Source organism: Mesorhizobium sp. WSM4822, assembly GCF_055811155.1.
In genome coordinates this window covers 125,784-141,352 of record NZ_JBVVQM010000016.1, presented here as the reverse complement: position 1 = coordinate 141,352, position 15,569 = coordinate 125,784, and the positions used below count along the sequence as shown (strand labels likewise).

General features: G+C 62.7%; 13 protein-coding genes. 8 read left to right on the top strand and 5 right to left on the bottom strand.

The window, feature by feature from the left end; translation table 11 throughout:
- On the bottom strand, positions 1-278 hold a 278-nt coding region (locus tag AC0L3E_RS30000), incomplete at its 3' end, for an alcohol dehydrogenase catalytic domain-containing protein (RefSeq protein WP_473606345.1).
- A 197-nt stretch (positions 279-475) separates the two neighbouring features.
- Between AC0L3E_RS30000 and AC0L3E_RS29995 the strand changes: the two genes are divergently transcribed.
- The 3 genes from AC0L3E_RS29995 to AC0L3E_RS29985 all read left to right on the top strand — a co-directional run bounded on the left by AC0L3E_RS29995 (position 476) and on the right by AC0L3E_RS29985 (position 6,994).
- On the top strand, positions 476-2,488 hold the full coding sequence (locus AC0L3E_RS29995) for an acetyl-CoA carboxylase biotin carboxylase subunit (RefSeq protein WP_128308432.1): 2,013 nt from the start codon (positions 476-478) through the stop codon (positions 2,486-2,488).
- Between the two features lie 107 nt (positions 2,489-2,595).
- Positions 2,596-6,123: a DNA polymerase III subunit alpha gene (dnaE, locus tag AC0L3E_RS29990; RefSeq protein WP_473606343.1), complete on the top strand. Its 3,528-nt coding sequence runs from the start codon at positions 2,596-2,598 to the stop codon at positions 6,121-6,123.
- Between the two features lie 67 nt (positions 6,124-6,190).
- The gene (locus AC0L3E_RS29985; protein ID WP_128307998.1) at positions 6,191-6,994 is read left to right on the top strand and encodes a potassium channel family protein; all 804 of its coding nucleotides are present in this window, start codon (positions 6,191-6,193) and stop codon (positions 6,992-6,994) included.
- An 11-nt stretch (positions 6,995-7,005) separates the two neighbouring features.
- Here the strand turns inward: AC0L3E_RS29985 and AC0L3E_RS29980 are convergent, their stop codons facing one another.
- Positions 7,006-7,887 (bottom strand): DMT family transporter, encoded by an 882-nt coding sequence (locus AC0L3E_RS29980; protein WP_127269138.1) that lies wholly within the window; start codon positions 7,885-7,887, stop codon positions 7,006-7,008.
- A 197-nt stretch (positions 7,888-8,084) separates the two neighbouring features.
- On the opposite strand from AC0L3E_RS29980, the gene AC0L3E_RS29975 reads away from it, so the two are divergent.
- On the top strand, positions 8,085-8,591 hold the full coding sequence (locus AC0L3E_RS29975) for a hypothetical protein (protein WP_128307999.1): 507 nt from the start codon (positions 8,085-8,087) through the stop codon (positions 8,589-8,591).
- Here AC0L3E_RS29975 and AC0L3E_RS29970 read toward each other — a convergent pair.
- Complete coding sequence (locus AC0L3E_RS29970) at positions 8,588-9,916, bottom strand: DNA polymerase IV (RefSeq protein ID WP_128308000.1); 1,329 nt, start codon at positions 9,914-9,916, stop codon at positions 8,588-8,590. The two genes, AC0L3E_RS29975 and AC0L3E_RS29970, sit on opposite strands and share 4 nt — an antisense overlap.
- A 65-nt stretch (positions 9,917-9,981) precedes the next feature.
- Here AC0L3E_RS29970 and AC0L3E_RS29965 point away from each other — a divergent pair, with 65 nt between their 5' ends.
- Together AC0L3E_RS29965 and AC0L3E_RS29960 are read left to right on the top strand one after the other, a co-directional pair.
- Positions 9,982-10,557, top strand: coding sequence for a GNAT family N-acetyltransferase (locus AC0L3E_RS29965; protein ID WP_473606342.1), 576 nt, complete (start codon positions 9,982-9,984; stop codon positions 10,555-10,557).
- A 171-nt stretch (positions 10,558-10,728) separates the two neighbouring features.
- Complete coding sequence (locus AC0L3E_RS29960) at positions 10,729-12,252, top strand: hypothetical protein (RefSeq protein ID WP_128308002.1); 1,524 nt, start codon at positions 10,729-10,731, stop codon at positions 12,250-12,252.
- Between the two features lie 16 nt (positions 12,253-12,268).
- Here the strand turns inward: AC0L3E_RS29960 and AC0L3E_RS29955 are convergent, their stop codons facing one another.
- Positions 12,269-12,922: a hypothetical protein gene (locus AC0L3E_RS29955; protein ID WP_128308003.1), complete on the bottom strand. Its 654-nt coding sequence runs from the start codon at positions 12,920-12,922 to the stop codon at positions 12,269-12,271.
- Entirely contained in the window at positions 12,919-13,218 is a 300-nt protein-coding gene (locus tag AC0L3E_RS29950; protein WP_024503583.1) for a DUF3572 domain-containing protein, read from the bottom strand. The genes AC0L3E_RS29955 and AC0L3E_RS29950 overlap by 4 nt, the downstream gene beginning before the upstream one ends.
- A gap of 246 nt (positions 13,219-13,464) precedes the next feature.
- Between AC0L3E_RS29950 and AC0L3E_RS29945 the strand changes: the two genes are divergently transcribed.
- Both AC0L3E_RS29945 and AC0L3E_RS29940 read left to right on the top strand, forming a co-directional pair.
- Positions 13,465-13,836, top strand: coding sequence for a response regulator (locus tag AC0L3E_RS29945; RefSeq protein ID WP_013531932.1), 372 nt, complete (start codon positions 13,465-13,467; stop codon positions 13,834-13,836).
- A gap of 33 nt (positions 13,837-13,869) precedes the next feature.
- The gene (locus tag AC0L3E_RS29940; RefSeq protein WP_023810534.1) at positions 13,870-15,243 is read left to right on the top strand and encodes a PleD family two-component system response regulator; all 1,374 of its coding nucleotides are present in this window, start codon (positions 13,870-13,872) and stop codon (positions 15,241-15,243) included.
- Positions 15,244-15,569: the final 326 nt, after the last annotated feature.

Genomic DNA, 15,569 nt, shown 5'->3' with positions numbered 1-15,569 from the left:
CGGCATTCGGGCGTGTAGAGCGGGATGACGTGGTCGCCCTTCTTGAGCGAGGTGACGCCCTTGCCGATATCGACGACGACGCCGGCGCCCTCATGGCCGAGGATGGCCGGAAACAGACCTTCCGGATCGGCGCCCGACAGCGTGAATTCGTCGGTGTGGCAGATGCCGGTCGCCTTGATCTCGACCAGCACCTCGCCCTCACGTGGGCCGTCGAGATCGACCTCCATGATCTCCAGCGGCTTTCCGGCGGCGACAGCGACAGCGGCGCGGGTTTTCATCAGACGTCCTCCAATGCGAGTTTTTTCCAAGGTTTCAGGTTTTGCCGACACGATCAACTGGCGGCTGGCTCCCTGACTGGGCCACAGCGATGAATTGGAATCGCAAGTCGATTGAAAGGCAGTGAATTGCATGGTCGGCTTGACCCTGCAAGCACAGGCCATAAAAGGAACGGCCGACCCGAGGGATGACATTTCGCATGTTCACCAAGATCCTGATCGCCAATCGCGGCGAAATTGCTTGCCGCGTCATCAAGACGGCGCGCAAGATGGGCATCGCCACGGTTGCCGTCTATTCCGATGCCGATCGCGATGCCGTGCATGTCGAGATGGCCGACGAGGCGGTGCATATAGGGCCTTCGCCAGCCGCGCTGAGCTATCTCGTCCCGGAAAAGATCATCGCCGCCTGCAAGGAAACGGGGGCCCAGGCCGTGCATCCCGGCTACGGATTCCTGTCAGAGCGGGCGGCCTTCTGCGAAGCGCTGGAAGCGGAAGGCATCATTTTCATCGGCCCGAAGCCCAAGGCCATCAAGGCGATGGGCGACAAGATCGAATCGAAGAAGTTCGCCAACGCCGCCAAGGTTTCCACCGTGCCCGGCTGGCTCGGCGTCATCGAGAATGCCGACCATGCCGAAAAGATTGCCGGCGAAATCGGCTATCCCGTGATGATCAAGGCTTCGGCCGGCGGCGGCGGCAAGGGCATGCGCATCGCCTGGAGCGAGGCCGAAGTGCGCGACGGCTTCGACCGCGCGCGCTCGGAAGCCAAGAGTTCGTTCGGCGACGATCGTGTCTTCATCGAGAAATTCGTCGTCGATCCGCGCCATATCGAAATTCAGGTGCTGGCCGACGCGCATGGCAATGCGCTCTATCTCGGCGAGCGCGAATGCTCGATCCAGCGACGCAACCAGAAGGTCGCCGAAGAGGCGCCGTCGCCGTTCCTGGATGCCGAGACGCGCAAGGCCATGGGCGAGCAGTCGGTGGCGCTGGCCAAGGCCGTCGACTACCAGAGCGCCGGCACGGTCGAATTCATCGTCGACAAGGACAAGAACTTCTATTTCCTTGAAATGAATACACGATTGCAGGTCGAGCACCCGGTGACGGAGCTCGTCACCGGCATCGATCTGGTCGAGCAGATGATCCGCGTCGCCGCCGGCGCCAAGCTTGCCATCAAGCAAAGCGACGTCAAGCTGAACGGCTGGGCAGTGGAAAGCCGGCTCTATGCCGAAGATCCCTACCGCAACTTCTTGCCGTCGATCGGCCGGCTGACACGCTACCGGCCGCCTGAGGAAGGACAATTCGGCGATGTCATCATCCGCAACGACACCGGCGTCACCGAGGGCTCCGAAATCTCGATGTTCTACGATCCGATGCTCGCCAAGCTGTGCACCTGGGCGCCGACGCGTCTGGAGGCCATCGATGCCATGTCGGAAGCGCTCGACAGCTTCGTCGTCGACGGTATCGAGCACAACATTCCGTTCCTGGCCGCCTTGATGCAGCATCCGCGTTGGCGGGAAGGGCGGATATCGACCGCTTTCATATCGGAGGAATATCCCGACGGATTCGGGCCGGTCGTACCGAATGACGACGAGAAAGCGGTGCTGGCGTCGATCGCGACCGCGGTGGAACTGCTGCGCCGTGACCGGCTCGACCGGCTGGGCGGGCGGCTGGCGCCGCATTCGGGAGCTCTGAAGCGCGACTGGGTGGTAAAGATCGGCGATGACTATCTGTCGGCCTCGATTATCGAGGGCATGATTTCCATTCCGATGGAAATCGATCTGTCGATCGAGGCCGGCAGGGCGTTGACCGTTGCATCAGACTGGCGGCCGGGCGACCTGGTCTGGCGCGGCACGGTCGGCAAGCGCAAGGTTACGGCTCAGGTCAGGCCGGTTGCCAACGGCTTTCGCATAGCCTGGAAAGGCATGTCGGTGACCGCGCGCGCCATGCTGCCGCGCACCGCCGAGCTGGAAAGGCTGATGCCCGAAAAGGTGGCGCCGGACACGTCGAACCTGCTGCTTTGCCCGATGCCCGGCCTTGTCGTGTCGATTGCCGTTGCCGAAGGCCAGGAGGTCAAGGCCGGCGAGACCTTGGCGGTGGTCGAAGCGATGAAGATGGAAAACGTGCTGCGTGCTGAACGCGACCTTGTCGTCTCCAAGCTCAACGCCAAACCGGGTGACAGCCTGGCTGTCGACGCGGTGATCATGGAGTTTGCGTAAGGCTGGCCGGGCAGGCAGCCTGTGATCAGCAGCGGTTTGTGCTGGACTGGCATGGCGCGGTCCCGGACAATACATCTCCATCGACTCAAGGACCTTCACACAGCACCATGGCCGACGAAAAACTTCCCCGCGATCCCCTGAAGCGCGAAGCAGCGATTGCTGCGGCGCGGCCGGAGGCCCCGGCGCGGCCCTTCGTCCATTTGCGCGTGCATTCGGCCTATTCCCTGCTGGAAGGCGCCTTGCAGATCGGCAAGGTGGTGGCTCATGCGGTCAAGGACGAAGCCCCGGCTATCGCCGTCACCGACACCAACAATCTGTTCGGCGCACTGGAATTCGCGCAGAAGGCGGTGAAGGACGGCATCCAGCCGATTATCGGCTGCCAGACGGCGCTCGCCTTTTCCGGCGAAAACAGCGATGGCCAGCGCGACCGCCGACGGCAAGGTCCCGATATGCGGCCGGTCGTCCTGCTTGCCGCGACCGAGGCCGGCTATTCCAATCTGGTCAGGCTGGTCAGCCGCGTCTACCTCGAAACGCCGCCAGGCGAAGCCGTGCACCTGACCACCGAAATGATGGAAGGCTTTTGTGACGGGTTGATCTGCCTCAGCGGTGGGCCGCGCGGACCGATCGGCACCGCGCTCAAGGAAGATCGCCGCGATCTGGCCGAAGCCCGGCTTTTAACCCTCAAGGCAATGTTCGGCGACCGGCTCTATGTCGAGTTGGACCGGGTTTCCGGTTATGATCGCGTGATTGAAAAGTCCTCGATCGATCTGGCCTACGCCCATGAACTGCCCCTGGTCGCCACCAACGAGGCGTTCTTTTCCTCTCGTGACGATTATGACGCACATGACGCGCTGATCGCCATCGCCGAAGGATCGGTGGTCGCCGCCGACAATCGTCGCCGGCTGTCGCCGGACAATTTCCTGCGCAGCCAGGCCGATATGGCCAGGCTCTTTGCCGATCTGCCAGAAGCGATCGACAACACTGTCGAGATCGCGCTGCGCTGCTCCTATTATCCCAAAAACCGCAATCCGATCCTGCCGCGCTTCACCGGCGGCGATGTCGCTGACAATGACGCCGCCGTGCAGGCGGAAGCCGACGAACTGGCCCGCCAGGCGCATGAGGGGCTCGACGCGCGCCTCGCCATGCATGGCCCGACTGCGGGCTACACGGTCGAGCAATACCGCGAGCGGTTGAATTTCGAGCTTGGCATCATCACCAAGATGAAGTTTCCCGGCTACTTCCTGATCGTTGCCGACTTCATCAAATGGGCCAAGGCGCAGGGCATTCCGGTCGGGCCGGGCCGCGGTTCGGGCGCAGGCTCGCTGGTCGCCTATTCGACGACCATCACCGACATCGATCCGCTGCGCTTCTCGCTGCTTTTCGAGCGATTCCTCAATCCCGACCGCGTGTCGATGCCCGACTTCGACATCGACTTCTGCCAGGATCGGCGCGAGGAGGTCATCCGCTACGTCCAGCAGAAATACGGCCGCGACCAGGTCGGCCAGATCATCACCTTCGGTACGCTGCAGGCGCGCGCCGTGCTGCGCGACGTCGGCCGCGTCCTGCAAATGCCCTATGGCCAGGTCGACAAGCTCTCCAAAATGGTGCCGCAGAATCCGGCCAACCCGGTCAAGCTCGCCGACGCCATCGCCAACGAGCCGCGCTTTGCCGAAGAGGCCGAGAGGGAGCCGATCGTCCAGACGCTGCTCGACATGGCGCAGAAGCTGGAGGGCCTTTACCGCCACGCCTCGACCCATGCCGCCGGCATCGTCATCGGCGACCGGCCGTTGTCGGAACTGGTGCCGATGTACCGCGATCCGCGCTCGGACATGCCCGTCACCCAGTTCAACATGAAATATGTTGAGCAGGCCGGGCTGGTGAAGTTCGACTTCCTCGGCCTGAAGACGCTGACGGTGCTGGAAACGGCTGTGAAGCTGATCCGCCGGCGCGGCATCGAGATCGACCTGGCAACGATCCCGCTCGACGATCCCGAGACTTACGCTATGCTGTCGCGCGGCGAAGTGGTCGGCGTGTTCCAGGTGGAAAGCGCCGGCATGCGCAAGGCGCTGATCGGCATGCGGCCCGACTGCATCGAGGACATCATCGCGCTGGTCGCGCTCTACCGCCCCGGTCCGATGGAGAACATTCCGACCTACAACGCCAGAAAGCATGGCGAGGAGGAGATGGCGTCGATCCATCCCAAGATCGACCATCTGGTGAAGGAGACGCAAGGCGTCATCGTCTACCAGGAACAGGTGATGCAGATCGCGCAGGAGCTGTCCGGCTACTCGCTCGGCGAAGCCGATCTGCTGCGCCGCGCCATGGGCAAGAAGATCCGCGCCGAGATGGACAAGCAGCGTGAGCGCTTCGTCTCCGGCGCGGTCGAGCGTGGCGTCGGCAAGCCGCAAGCCGATTTCATTTTCGACCTGCTGGCCAAGTTCGCCGACTATGGTTTCAACAAATCGCACGCCGCCGCCTATGCGGTGGTTTCGTACCAGACCGCCTATCTCAAGGCGCATTATCCGGTCGAGTTCCTGGCAGCGTCGATGACGCTCGACATGGGCAACACCGACAAGCTGGCCGATTTCCGCCAGGACGCGCTGCGCCTTGGCATCGAGGTTCTGGCGCCTTCGGTGATGTCGAGCTTTCGCCCCTTCGAGGTCGGTGAGAACCGCATCTACTATTCGCTGGCAGCGCTCAAGGGCGTCGGCGATGCGGCGGTCGAGCACATCGTTGCCCAGCGTGGCGAAAAGCCGTTCAAGAACCTCGCCGATTTCTGCGAGCGGGTCGATCCCAAGATCGTCGGCAAGCGCGTCTTCGAAAGCCTGATCATGGCCGGCGCGCTCGATTGCTTCGGCCACGACCGCGCATCGATGATGGCGGGCGTGGAACGCATGATGGGACTGGCGTCGCTGGCGCAGCAGAACGCGGTTTCCGGCCAGCACGACATCTTCGGCGCTTCGCTCGGCGCCCAGTCGCAGGCACTCAATCTGCCGGCGACGGAGCCATGGCTCGCCGCCGACCGGCTGCACCGTGAATTCCAGGTGGTCGGCTTCTATCTCTCGGCGCACCCGCTCGACGAGTACAAGGCAGCCCTGCAGAAGATGCGGGTTCAGACGTGGGCCGAGTTTTCGGCGGCCGTCAAACGCGGTGCCGCCGCCGGCCGTCTGGCCGGCACGGTGACGTCCAAGCAGGAGCGCAAGACGCGCACCGGCAACAAGATGGGCGTTATCGCCTTTTCCGACACATCCGGCCAGTACGAAGCCGTGCTGTTTTCCGAAGGACTGGCGCAATATCGCGATCTGCTCGAGGCCGGCCGCTCCGTGGTCATCACCGTTGCCGCCGAGGACAGGCCGGAAGGCGTCAATCTGCGCATCAACTCGGTGCAGTCGCTGGAGGACGAGGCAAGCCGTATCCAGAAGGCACTTCGCATCTTCGTGCGCAACGCCTCGCCGATCAACACGCTGGCCGGCCAACTGACTGTCAGGGGCGAGGGGCAGGTCAGCTTCGTGCTGATCAAGGACGAAGGCGAGGGCGAAATCGAGATCGAGCTGCCGAACCGCTACCGGATTTCGCCGCAGATCGCCTCGGCGATGCGCGCGGTGCCGGGCGTGGTCGAAGTGGAGCTGGTGTGACCCCCGCTCTTTCTCGCGCGCGGCAGTCAGCCGGGTGGTCGCTGCCGCGAACGCCAGCGCAGTCAGCATGAAGCCGGCGCAGAGGAACGGGTCGCAGGCGGTTTCAGCCTTGGCGCGGCTGCGTGACAGGCTGCGCAGGCTCTATCATGGGCGCACGCCGGCCGCTTTCCGGTTCCAACTGGTGGCCGTCGTCATCGACCTCGCCATCATCGCCTTCTTCATCGCGACGCCGGTTCTTCAGGACAAGCCGTCATTCCTCTGGCTCGACTATTCGGCGGCCGCGCTTGTCGCCGCGGACCTGGTCGCCCGGCTGCTTGCCTCCAAAAACATGCTGCGGCTGATGAAGCAGCCGACGTCGTGGGTCGATGTCTTCATCCTTTTGACGCTGCTGATGCCGACGGCGTTCGCCAATCTCGCCTTCCTGCGCATCCTTCGGCTGTGGTCGCTGTCGCGCAGCGGTTCGCTCTGGCGGCATCTGGAGATGCGCGGCCTGCGGCCGTGGCGAGAGGCCAGCCACGCGGTCATCAACCTTTTGACCTTCCTGTTCGTCATCACCGGCTTCGTCTACACGTTCTTCTTCCGCACTGGCGCCGGCCTGGAAAACTATATCGACGCGCTTTATTTCACCGTCGCCACGGTGACGACGACCGGCTTCGGCGACATCGTGCTGCCGGGCATGGCCGGCAAGCTGACGGCAATCGTCACCATGATCATCGGAATATCGCTGTTTGTCAGACTGGCTCAGGCGATCTTCCGGCCAGCCAAGGTTTTGTTTCCCTGTCCGCAGTGCGGCTTGCGGCGGCACGAGCCGGACGCCGTGCATTGCAAAGCCTGCGGTCATCTTCTCAACATACCCGACGAAGGGAACTGACGGCCGGCGTACTACGACGCCGCCACTTCGGCCGGCTTTATAGCCCTGCGCTGAAGATTGAGCAGATTGCCCATCAGTATCAGCAGCGCGCCGCCGGCGGTGAAGGCATCGATCTGCTCGCTATAGAGCAGCCAGCCAATCAGCGCCGATAGCGGCACGCGCAGAAAATCCATCGGCGAGACGATGGTCGCATCGGCATAGCCAAGCGCGCGGGCCATACAGAAATGCGACGACATGCCGGTGAAAGCGATCAGCACGATCCACGGCCATAGCTCCAGTGGCGGATTGCGCCACGTATAGAGCGCCGGGATGAGACCGACCATCGACTGGATAATCAGCATCCAGCAGATGATGCGCACGACGCTGTCAGTCCGGGTCAGCGATTTGATCGTGACCACCGAGATGCCGAAGCAGGCCGCGGCACCCAGCACGACGAGATGTCCAGGGTCGACCGAGCCGACACCGGGGCGCACGATGATCACCACGCCGATCAGCCCCAGCCCGATCGCTGCCAGCTTGGGCCGGTTCAGCCTTTCGCCCAGAAAAATCACCGCCAGGATAGCTGTCCAGATCGGCGTGGTGAATTCGATCGAGATCAGCACCGCCAGCGGGATCAAAGTGAGGGCGTAGAGCCAGGCCGCCTGGCCCGTGTAATGGATGACGTTGCGGGCGATATGGGCAATGGGGCGCTGCGTGCGCATGGCTCGAAAACCGCCACTCATCATCACCAGCGGCAGAAGGATGAAGAAGCCGATCACAGAGCGCAACTCAAGCACCTGGAAGACGTTGAGCTCCGCTGTCGTGGCTCGGCCGGCGACCGTCATCCCAAGGAAGGAAGCGATCGACAGTGCCATCCAGAACGCGGCCTTGGGGATCGAGGGGGTGGGTGCCATTCGCGCTATGTCGCAGGCGAGGGCTTCTGCCGCAATCGCTACACAAGGCATTCTTCTGGGCCAGTCGCGACTGGCTGGGTGTGGTAAAACAGTCGTGTGGCGGGCGGAACCTGAAACGGCAAGTGGCGTTGAGTTCCGGTGGTCAGCCGTGCTCGCGGACCGTCCCGCCTTTTTCAAGATCGACAAGGAGAGCTTCAATGAGATCCTTCGCGCAATTCGCGCTTACCGGCGGCTTATTGGTTGCGGCAGGCGCGGCACATGCCGACGAGGCCCAATTTCTCCAGGCGTTCAAGGGCAATTTCGCCGGCAAGGGTATCGTCAAGGTCACCACCGATGCGCCGACCGTGAACGTGTCCTGCACGTTCAGCTCGAACGCGACATCGACCTCCCTGTCGCTCGACGGCAATTGCCGGGGACTTGTCGTGGTCACGCGCGCCATCAGCGCGGACCTGAAGGCCAGCGGTGCCAAATACAGCGGCACCTATGTCGGCTCTCGCACGGGACCGGCGCAGCTTAACGGCAGCCGTTCGGGCAACGCGATCAACCTGGGCATTCGCTGGGCCAAGGAGGTCAATGGCGACCGAAAGGCGCAGATGAAGGTCGAGAAACGCGGCGAGAACGGCATGCGGCTGACCGTCATCGACACCGACCCGAAAACCGGCAAGAGCGTGGTGACGAGCAGGATTGATCTGCAGCGCACCTAATCCTCGAGCGGCTCCGGCGGATGGGTGTGGCGGCCCTTGCCGAATGTGTAGCCGGTTTCCACCGCCTTGCGGCCGAACTTGTCGCGCAGGGCGTCGATGGCGCCTTCGGCCATGGCGCGCTTGCGCGATTGGATGTCGACCAGATCGGGCGGGTCGGCCTTGTCGTCGTCCGAGAGGTCGCTGACGCCGATGCCAAGCAGCCGATACTTCGTGCCGTCGGTTTCCTTGCGCAGAAGCTCCACCCCGGTCTGAAAGATGCGGTCGGCGAGCCGGGTCGGATCGCCGAGCTGGCGATTGCGCGTGCGCAGCTTGAAATCCTGGGTCTTCAGCTTCAGCACCACGGTGCGCCCGGCAATGCCTGATTTTTTCAGCCGTGCCGAGACCTTTTCCGAAAGACCCCTGAGAACCGCGACCAGTTCCTCCAGCGACGCGATGTCGGTGTCGAAGGTGGTTTCGGCCGATACGCTCTTGGCATCCTGGTCGGGATCGACGCGGCGGACGTCCTCGCCGCGCGAAAGGTGGTAGAGCCGGTCGCCCATCGTGCCGTAGCGGCGCATCAGGTCGCCGCGATCCATCTGCTGCAACTGGCCGATAGTGCGGATGCCGTCACGCTCCAGCGTGGCGTTGAATGCCTTTCCGACACCCCAGATCATGGTCACCGGCTGCGCCGAGAGGAAGCCGACTGCCTCGGCCTCGCCGATGACCGAGAAACCGCGCGGCTTGCGAAAGTCAGACGCAATCTTGGCGAGGAACTTGCAATAGGACAGGCCGGCCGAAACGGTGATGCCGATCTCCTTCTCGACGGCCTGCGCGAAGCGCGCCAGCACCACAGCGGGCGGCAGGCCGTGCAGCCGTTCGGTGCCGGCGAGGTCGAGAAACGCCTCGTCGATCGACAGCGGCTCGACCAGCGGTGTCAGCGCTTGCATCATGGCGCGCACTTCGCGGCCGACGCGCACGTATTTTTCCATGTTGGGGCTGATGACCACCGCCTCCGGGCAGGCTTCGAGCGCCTTGAACATCGGCATGGCCGAGCGCACGCCTTGGATGCGGGCGATATAGCATGCGGTGGAGACGACGCCGCGCTTGCCGCCGCCGATGATCAGCGGCTTGTCCTTGAGCGCCGGATTGTCGCGCTTTTCGATCGCCGCATAGAAGGCGTCGCAATCGATATGGGCCAGATGCAGCCGGTAAAGCTCTGGATGGCGCGCAAGCCGCGGGCTGCCGCAGCGCTCGCAGCGGCGCGCCTGGCTGCGCTGAAACGTCAGGCAGTCGCGGCAAAAACCGTGATCGGGATTGTTGACAGGGGCCGCCATCGCTGCGAACATAAAGAGAACAGATGCAATGGTACGACAGTGCAAGGCCAGCGACAAGGCTGGCCTGGGGAGAACGCATGAGCACGACCATAGCGCCACTTGCACCCGAGCTTTGGGCTGAATTCGAGGATCTCTTCGGCAAGCAAGGCGCCTGCTACGGCTGCTGGTGCACGCATTTCCGGCTGGCGCCGGCGGTGCGGCGCGAGAGCAGCCGGGAACGCAACAAGGACCACATCAAGGCGCGTATCGAGGCCGGCCCGCCGCCCGGACTGCTGGCATTCGAGGACGGTCAGGCGGTCGGCTGGATGCAGATCGGACCGCGCGCCGACGTGCCCGAATGGAACAATCAGGGCAGGGGCTCGGCACCGGTCGATCCTGCCGACGGAGCGGATCCGGGCGTCTGGGCGATCTCCTGCTTCTTCATCCGCGTCAAGGCCCGCGGCAGGGGCATCACGCATCGCCTCGTCGAAGGCGGCATCGATTTCGCCCGCCAGAATGGAGCCCGGCTGCTCGAGGCGTGCCCGATGGACCTGTCTCGCGATTCGCGCTCGATCGGCCTGTTCGTCGGTTCGTCACGGGTCTTCGAGAAGGCGGGTTTCGAGCGGCTGGTGGAACGCAAGGCGGGCCGCCCGCTGATGCGGCTGGTGCTTTGATGAGGTCCGCTCGTGGCTTGTTGATCTCACCTTGCGGTTGCAGCAGTAATTTCATACCAGACGGACGTCCCTTCTAAAGCGCATGCGCTTTGGGGTTTTGTTTATGCATGTCGTTCTCCCAAACCGGGACCCACTTTGGGCGACATGCATTAGGTCAAACGGAGAATTCGCGTGAACCGTGCCCTGCCATTCGTTTTCCTCCTTGCGTTGAGCGCGCCTGCGTTCGGTCAGACCGTCGACAGTCAGGGTGCGAAGCAATTATCCGACGACTTGTCCCGCTATGTCGGCAAGCAGGCCATCGACAAAGGCATTTTGAAAGTTTCGCTTGAAGGTGGCGCCTACAGGATCCTGTTCGATTTCAAGGCACTTGCGGCATCGTTTCCGGACCAGAAACTGCTGAAGTTCGACTTCGCGCCCTATGCCCTGATGGTCAAGCCGCGCAGCGACGGGTCCTGGGATGTCTCCATGGATTTCTCCCAAACTGCCTCCTTCGAGTTCAACGGACCCGAGGGGCTGCAAAGCACTCAGTTTTCGATCAAGGACGGCAAGGGTTCGGGCGTCTACGATCCAAATCTGGCGGCCTTCACCAGCGGCACCAGCTCGATGGCCGGCATGACGATGGCATCGAAGGATGCCAAGCAGCACATGGAAGCCAGCACGGGCGCCGGCATCGCGACCGTTGCCGCGACCAAGTCGGCGACCGGGGGCGTCGATTTCACAACCTCGCAGAAGGTGTCGAGTTTTGTCGAAGCGATCAATTTCGATGACCCCGAGAGCGGGCTGAAATTCCCGGTCACCGTCAGGTCGCCTGAACTGTCGGTCGAAGCCAGCGGCAAGGGCGTGCGGACCAAGCCATTGCTCGATCTCCTGGCCTTTGCGGTGGCCAACGAGGACGAGGCGACGCTGAAGGCCAACCAGGCGCAGCTCAAATCGCTTCTGCTCGCCGCCTTGCCGCTTTGGCAGCGTATCGACGGGACCTACGGTTTCAAGGATTTTGCGGTGGAAAGCCCGGTCGGCAATTTCGGCGCCACCCAGCTCAGCACCGTGTTCGGCACCGATGGCGTCGCCCAGAACGGCACGATCACGTACGGCATCAAGGCATCGGGGCTGACCGTGCCGACCCAGCTTCTGCCGAGCTGGAGCGTGGGGTTGTTGCCCACCGATGTCGATTTGAACTTTGGCGGCGCCAATATCGATCTCGACAGCATGGCGAAGAAGGCGATCGAAGCCTTTGATCTCAATAAGAATCCCCCTCTGTCGGCCGAATTCGGCGAGCAGCTTAAAGTCGACTTCTTGGCCAAGATGCCGAAGGTCGTGCTTGGCCACAGCACCGTAAAGAACAAGGACACGGAGATCGCGCTGGAAGGCGAGATGACATTCCCAGGCGAAAAGCCCGAAGGAAGCGTAACCGTCGATGTCGCCGGCTTCGACAAGCTTGTCGAAGGCCTGCAGGAAGCGGCAAAGTCGGAACCGGAGGTTGGCCAATACGTGCCAGTCGCTCTCATGGCGAAGGGCTTTGGCAAGACGCTGCCCGATGGCCGGCTGGAATGGATCGTCAATGCCAAGGCCGATGGCTCGGTCACCGTCAATGGCGTCATGCTGAAGCCCGCCGATCCGGCCGTGGACGACAGCATGGATGATGGTGACGGCGCCGATGACAGCGGAGACGACAGCGGCGGCGCAGGTGCGAACTGAACCCTGAAGCTGGAGTTCAGAGCCCCAGCGCGCTTGCGATCTTGGGCGCTGCCTCGTGCCAGTCCTGGACGACGACCACATCGTCCGTCACCGGCGGCAGGAATGCGCGCAGCGAATTGTCGGCCATCAGGTGGAACAGTTCGGCGTCGGCGACCGATTCCCGTACCGACGCCAGATTGTGCGGCTGATCGTCGACGAAGACCACCGGTCGGCCGGCCTTGCCGCGAAGCTTGGCCACTGCCGGTCCTTTGGCCATTTCAGTGGTCAGAAGCGGGTAACTCAGCCCAAGCGCCTCGAGATGGACGCGACGCACGGCACGGTGTTTGTGCGGCATGGCCGTCAGCAAGATGATTTCCGCGCGATCGCCAAGCCCTGCCAGGGCTTCTGCCGCGCCGTCAGTAATGTTTTGCCAATCGGCTTGCGCGTCAAAGAAATCGGCCAGCAGTGCCGTGACTTCGGGCTGTTCGATCAGGCGGCCGCTGGCGGTCTCTGCGATGTTGCCGGTCAGCCGGAACGAGGCCAGCGTCAGGCCATAGCCGCGCGCCTTGAGGAAATTCGGAAACGGTCGGATGAATTCGAGCACGACATCGTCGACATCGAGGACAAGCAAGGGTCGGTCGTCGGCTGCCAGTTCTTCGATCTGGCGCGCGGTTTCCGGATCATCGCTCATATGGAATGCTCGTGGTTGTCGTCGCCCAGCGGCAGCGACCGCAAGGCTTTGCCGACAGCCGCCGGCGGGGTGCCGGTTTCCTCGGCAAAGCGCATCAGAGTCGGCTCGTGGGCGAGGATGAACTGCAGGACACCGGCCAGAAAACCCGGCTCGCTGGCGGCTTTGCGGATCGAATGGACCTCTATGCCGGTGATTGCCAGAAAGCGCGGCAGAAGCTCCGGATCGGAGGCGACGAAGCCCAGGGCCTTCACGGCAATCGATTCCGCTTCTTCGCGCATTGACGCTGCGTTTGCCATCACTACCTTCGGTGTGTGGAATGAGTCTCTCCCGCAGTAATGGCAAGAGTTGCTTGCGGCAAGCCATTAGAGCGTGGCGCGCCCTTTGGACGCGCAGGGGACGAGGTGGAATTCGCGCTGTTTTCCAGCCGCGGATTTCCGTTTCGTCAATCATATTGCCGTAAAGTGAAGCAGGGTTTGATGCGTTCAGACATGGGCGCATGACGGTTGCCTTCGAAGCGGAAGGGCAGCCGGGACGGGAAATCGATGCCGAAGAAGGTTATGATCGTCGAAGACAATGAGCTCAATATGAAGCTCTTTCGGGACCTCATCGAGGCAAGCGGTTACGAGACCGTGCGCACCCGAAACGGTCTGGAAGCGCTCGATTTGGCGCGCCAGCACCGGCCGGATCTGATCCTGATGGATATCCAATTGCCTGAAGTGTCGGGGCTTGAAGTGACCAAATGGCTGAAGGAAGACGACGAACTGCACGTCATCCCGGTCATTGCGGTGACCGCCTTCGCCATGAAGGGCGACGAGGAACGTATCCGCCAGGGCGGCTGCGAGGCTTATATTTCTAAGCCGATCTCGGTGCCGCGTTTCATCGAAACCATCAAATCCTATCTGGGCGATGCGTGATGTGCCCCTTCAGCCGAGCCGGAGCCTTGTGAAATGACTGCGCGGATCCTCGTCGTCGACGATATCCCTGCCAATGTGCGGCTGCTGGAAGTGCGGCTGCTGGCCGAATATTTCGAAGTGCTGACCGCCACCAACGGGCCGGATGCGATCGAGACCTGTGAGAACGGCAAGGTCGATGTCGTGCTGCTCGACGTGATGATGCCGGACATGGACGGCTTCGAGGTCTGTCGGCGGCTGAAGAGCGATCCGGCGACATCGCACATTCCGGTGGTGATGATCACCGCGCTCGATCAGGTCTCCGACCGCGTCCGCGGGCTCGAGGCCGGTGCCGACGACTTCCTGACCAAGCCGGTCAACGACCTGCAGCTTATGACGCGCGTCAAGAGCCTAGTTCGCCTGAAGTCGCTGACCGACGAGTTGCGGCTGCGCGCCTCGACGACGCGCAACATCGGCATCGAGGAGTTGCTCAGCCGCAATTTCGCATCCGAGGACACGACGCCCAAGGTGCTTTTGATCGACGAACGCAAATCATCCGTCGAGCGCATCCAGAAGATGCTGCGCGACCGGGCCGATCTCGACGTCACACATGATCCGCATGCCGGTTTCTTCCAGGCCGCCGAGACGTCCTATGAATGCGTGATGATCTCGACCGCGTTCGCCGATTTCGATCCGCTGAGGCTCTGTTCGCAGTTGCGCTCGCTCGATCGCACCCGTTTCGTGCCGATCATCCTGTTGGCGGAGGAGGGCGAGGAGGAACGCATCATCCGCGGCCTCGAACTCGGCATCAATGATTATCTGATGCGGCCGATCGACCAGCAGGAGTTGACGGCGCGGCTGCGCACCCAGGTGCGCCGCAAGCGTTACAACGACCAGCTGCGCGCCAGCGTCACCCAGACCATCGAAATGGCGGTGACCGATGGACTGACAGGGCTGCACAACCGCCGCTATCTGGACAGCCACCTGCAGACGCTGTTCGATCGCGCCGTGGCGCGGCGCCGGCCGCTGTCGGTGATGATCACCGACCTCGACCGCTTCAAGGCGATCAACGATGCGCACGGTCATGACGGCGGCGACGAGGTTCTGCGGGAATTCGCACGACGGCTGCGCAAGAATGTCAGGGGTATCGACCTTGCCTGCCGCTTTGGCGGGGAGGAGTTCGTCGTGGTGATGCCGGACACCGAGGGCGCGGTGGCCGAGAAGGTAGCCGAGCGCATTCGCGCCGAAATCGCCCAGGCGGCTTTCGCCATCGGGCAGGACGGCAAGGCGATCGAAGTCACGGTCAGCGTCGGCGTGTCGTCGGTGCTGAAGGGCGTGGACACGGTGGCGGCGCTGATGAAGCGTGCCGATCTCGCGCTCTACGAAGCCAAAAGCGGCGGCCGAAATCGCGTCGTCGCCAAGGCGGCGTAGCGATCCAGCCCCGATTATCCTGTCAACCCGACAGGGTTACCCGTTTACCTTAATCCAAGCGATTCGCGAGCCTTGGTTAAGAAACTGTTGATTTTCATAAGCTCTTGCGCAACTGTGCAGGCCAAGACGAAGCCGGCACGAGGATAGAAAACCGGCTCCGATCCTGGGAATACCCCATGATGCTCAGGTCCGCCGCATCTCCTGGGTCCGTGGGGTCGGCCGGCCGGCGCTGGCACATAGTGGCCTCCTCGTACCGCTGCCAAACGCCGACCGGCCCCCTTCTCTCCAAAAGAACATCAGAACTCCGTGCCAAAGCACGGAGGAAT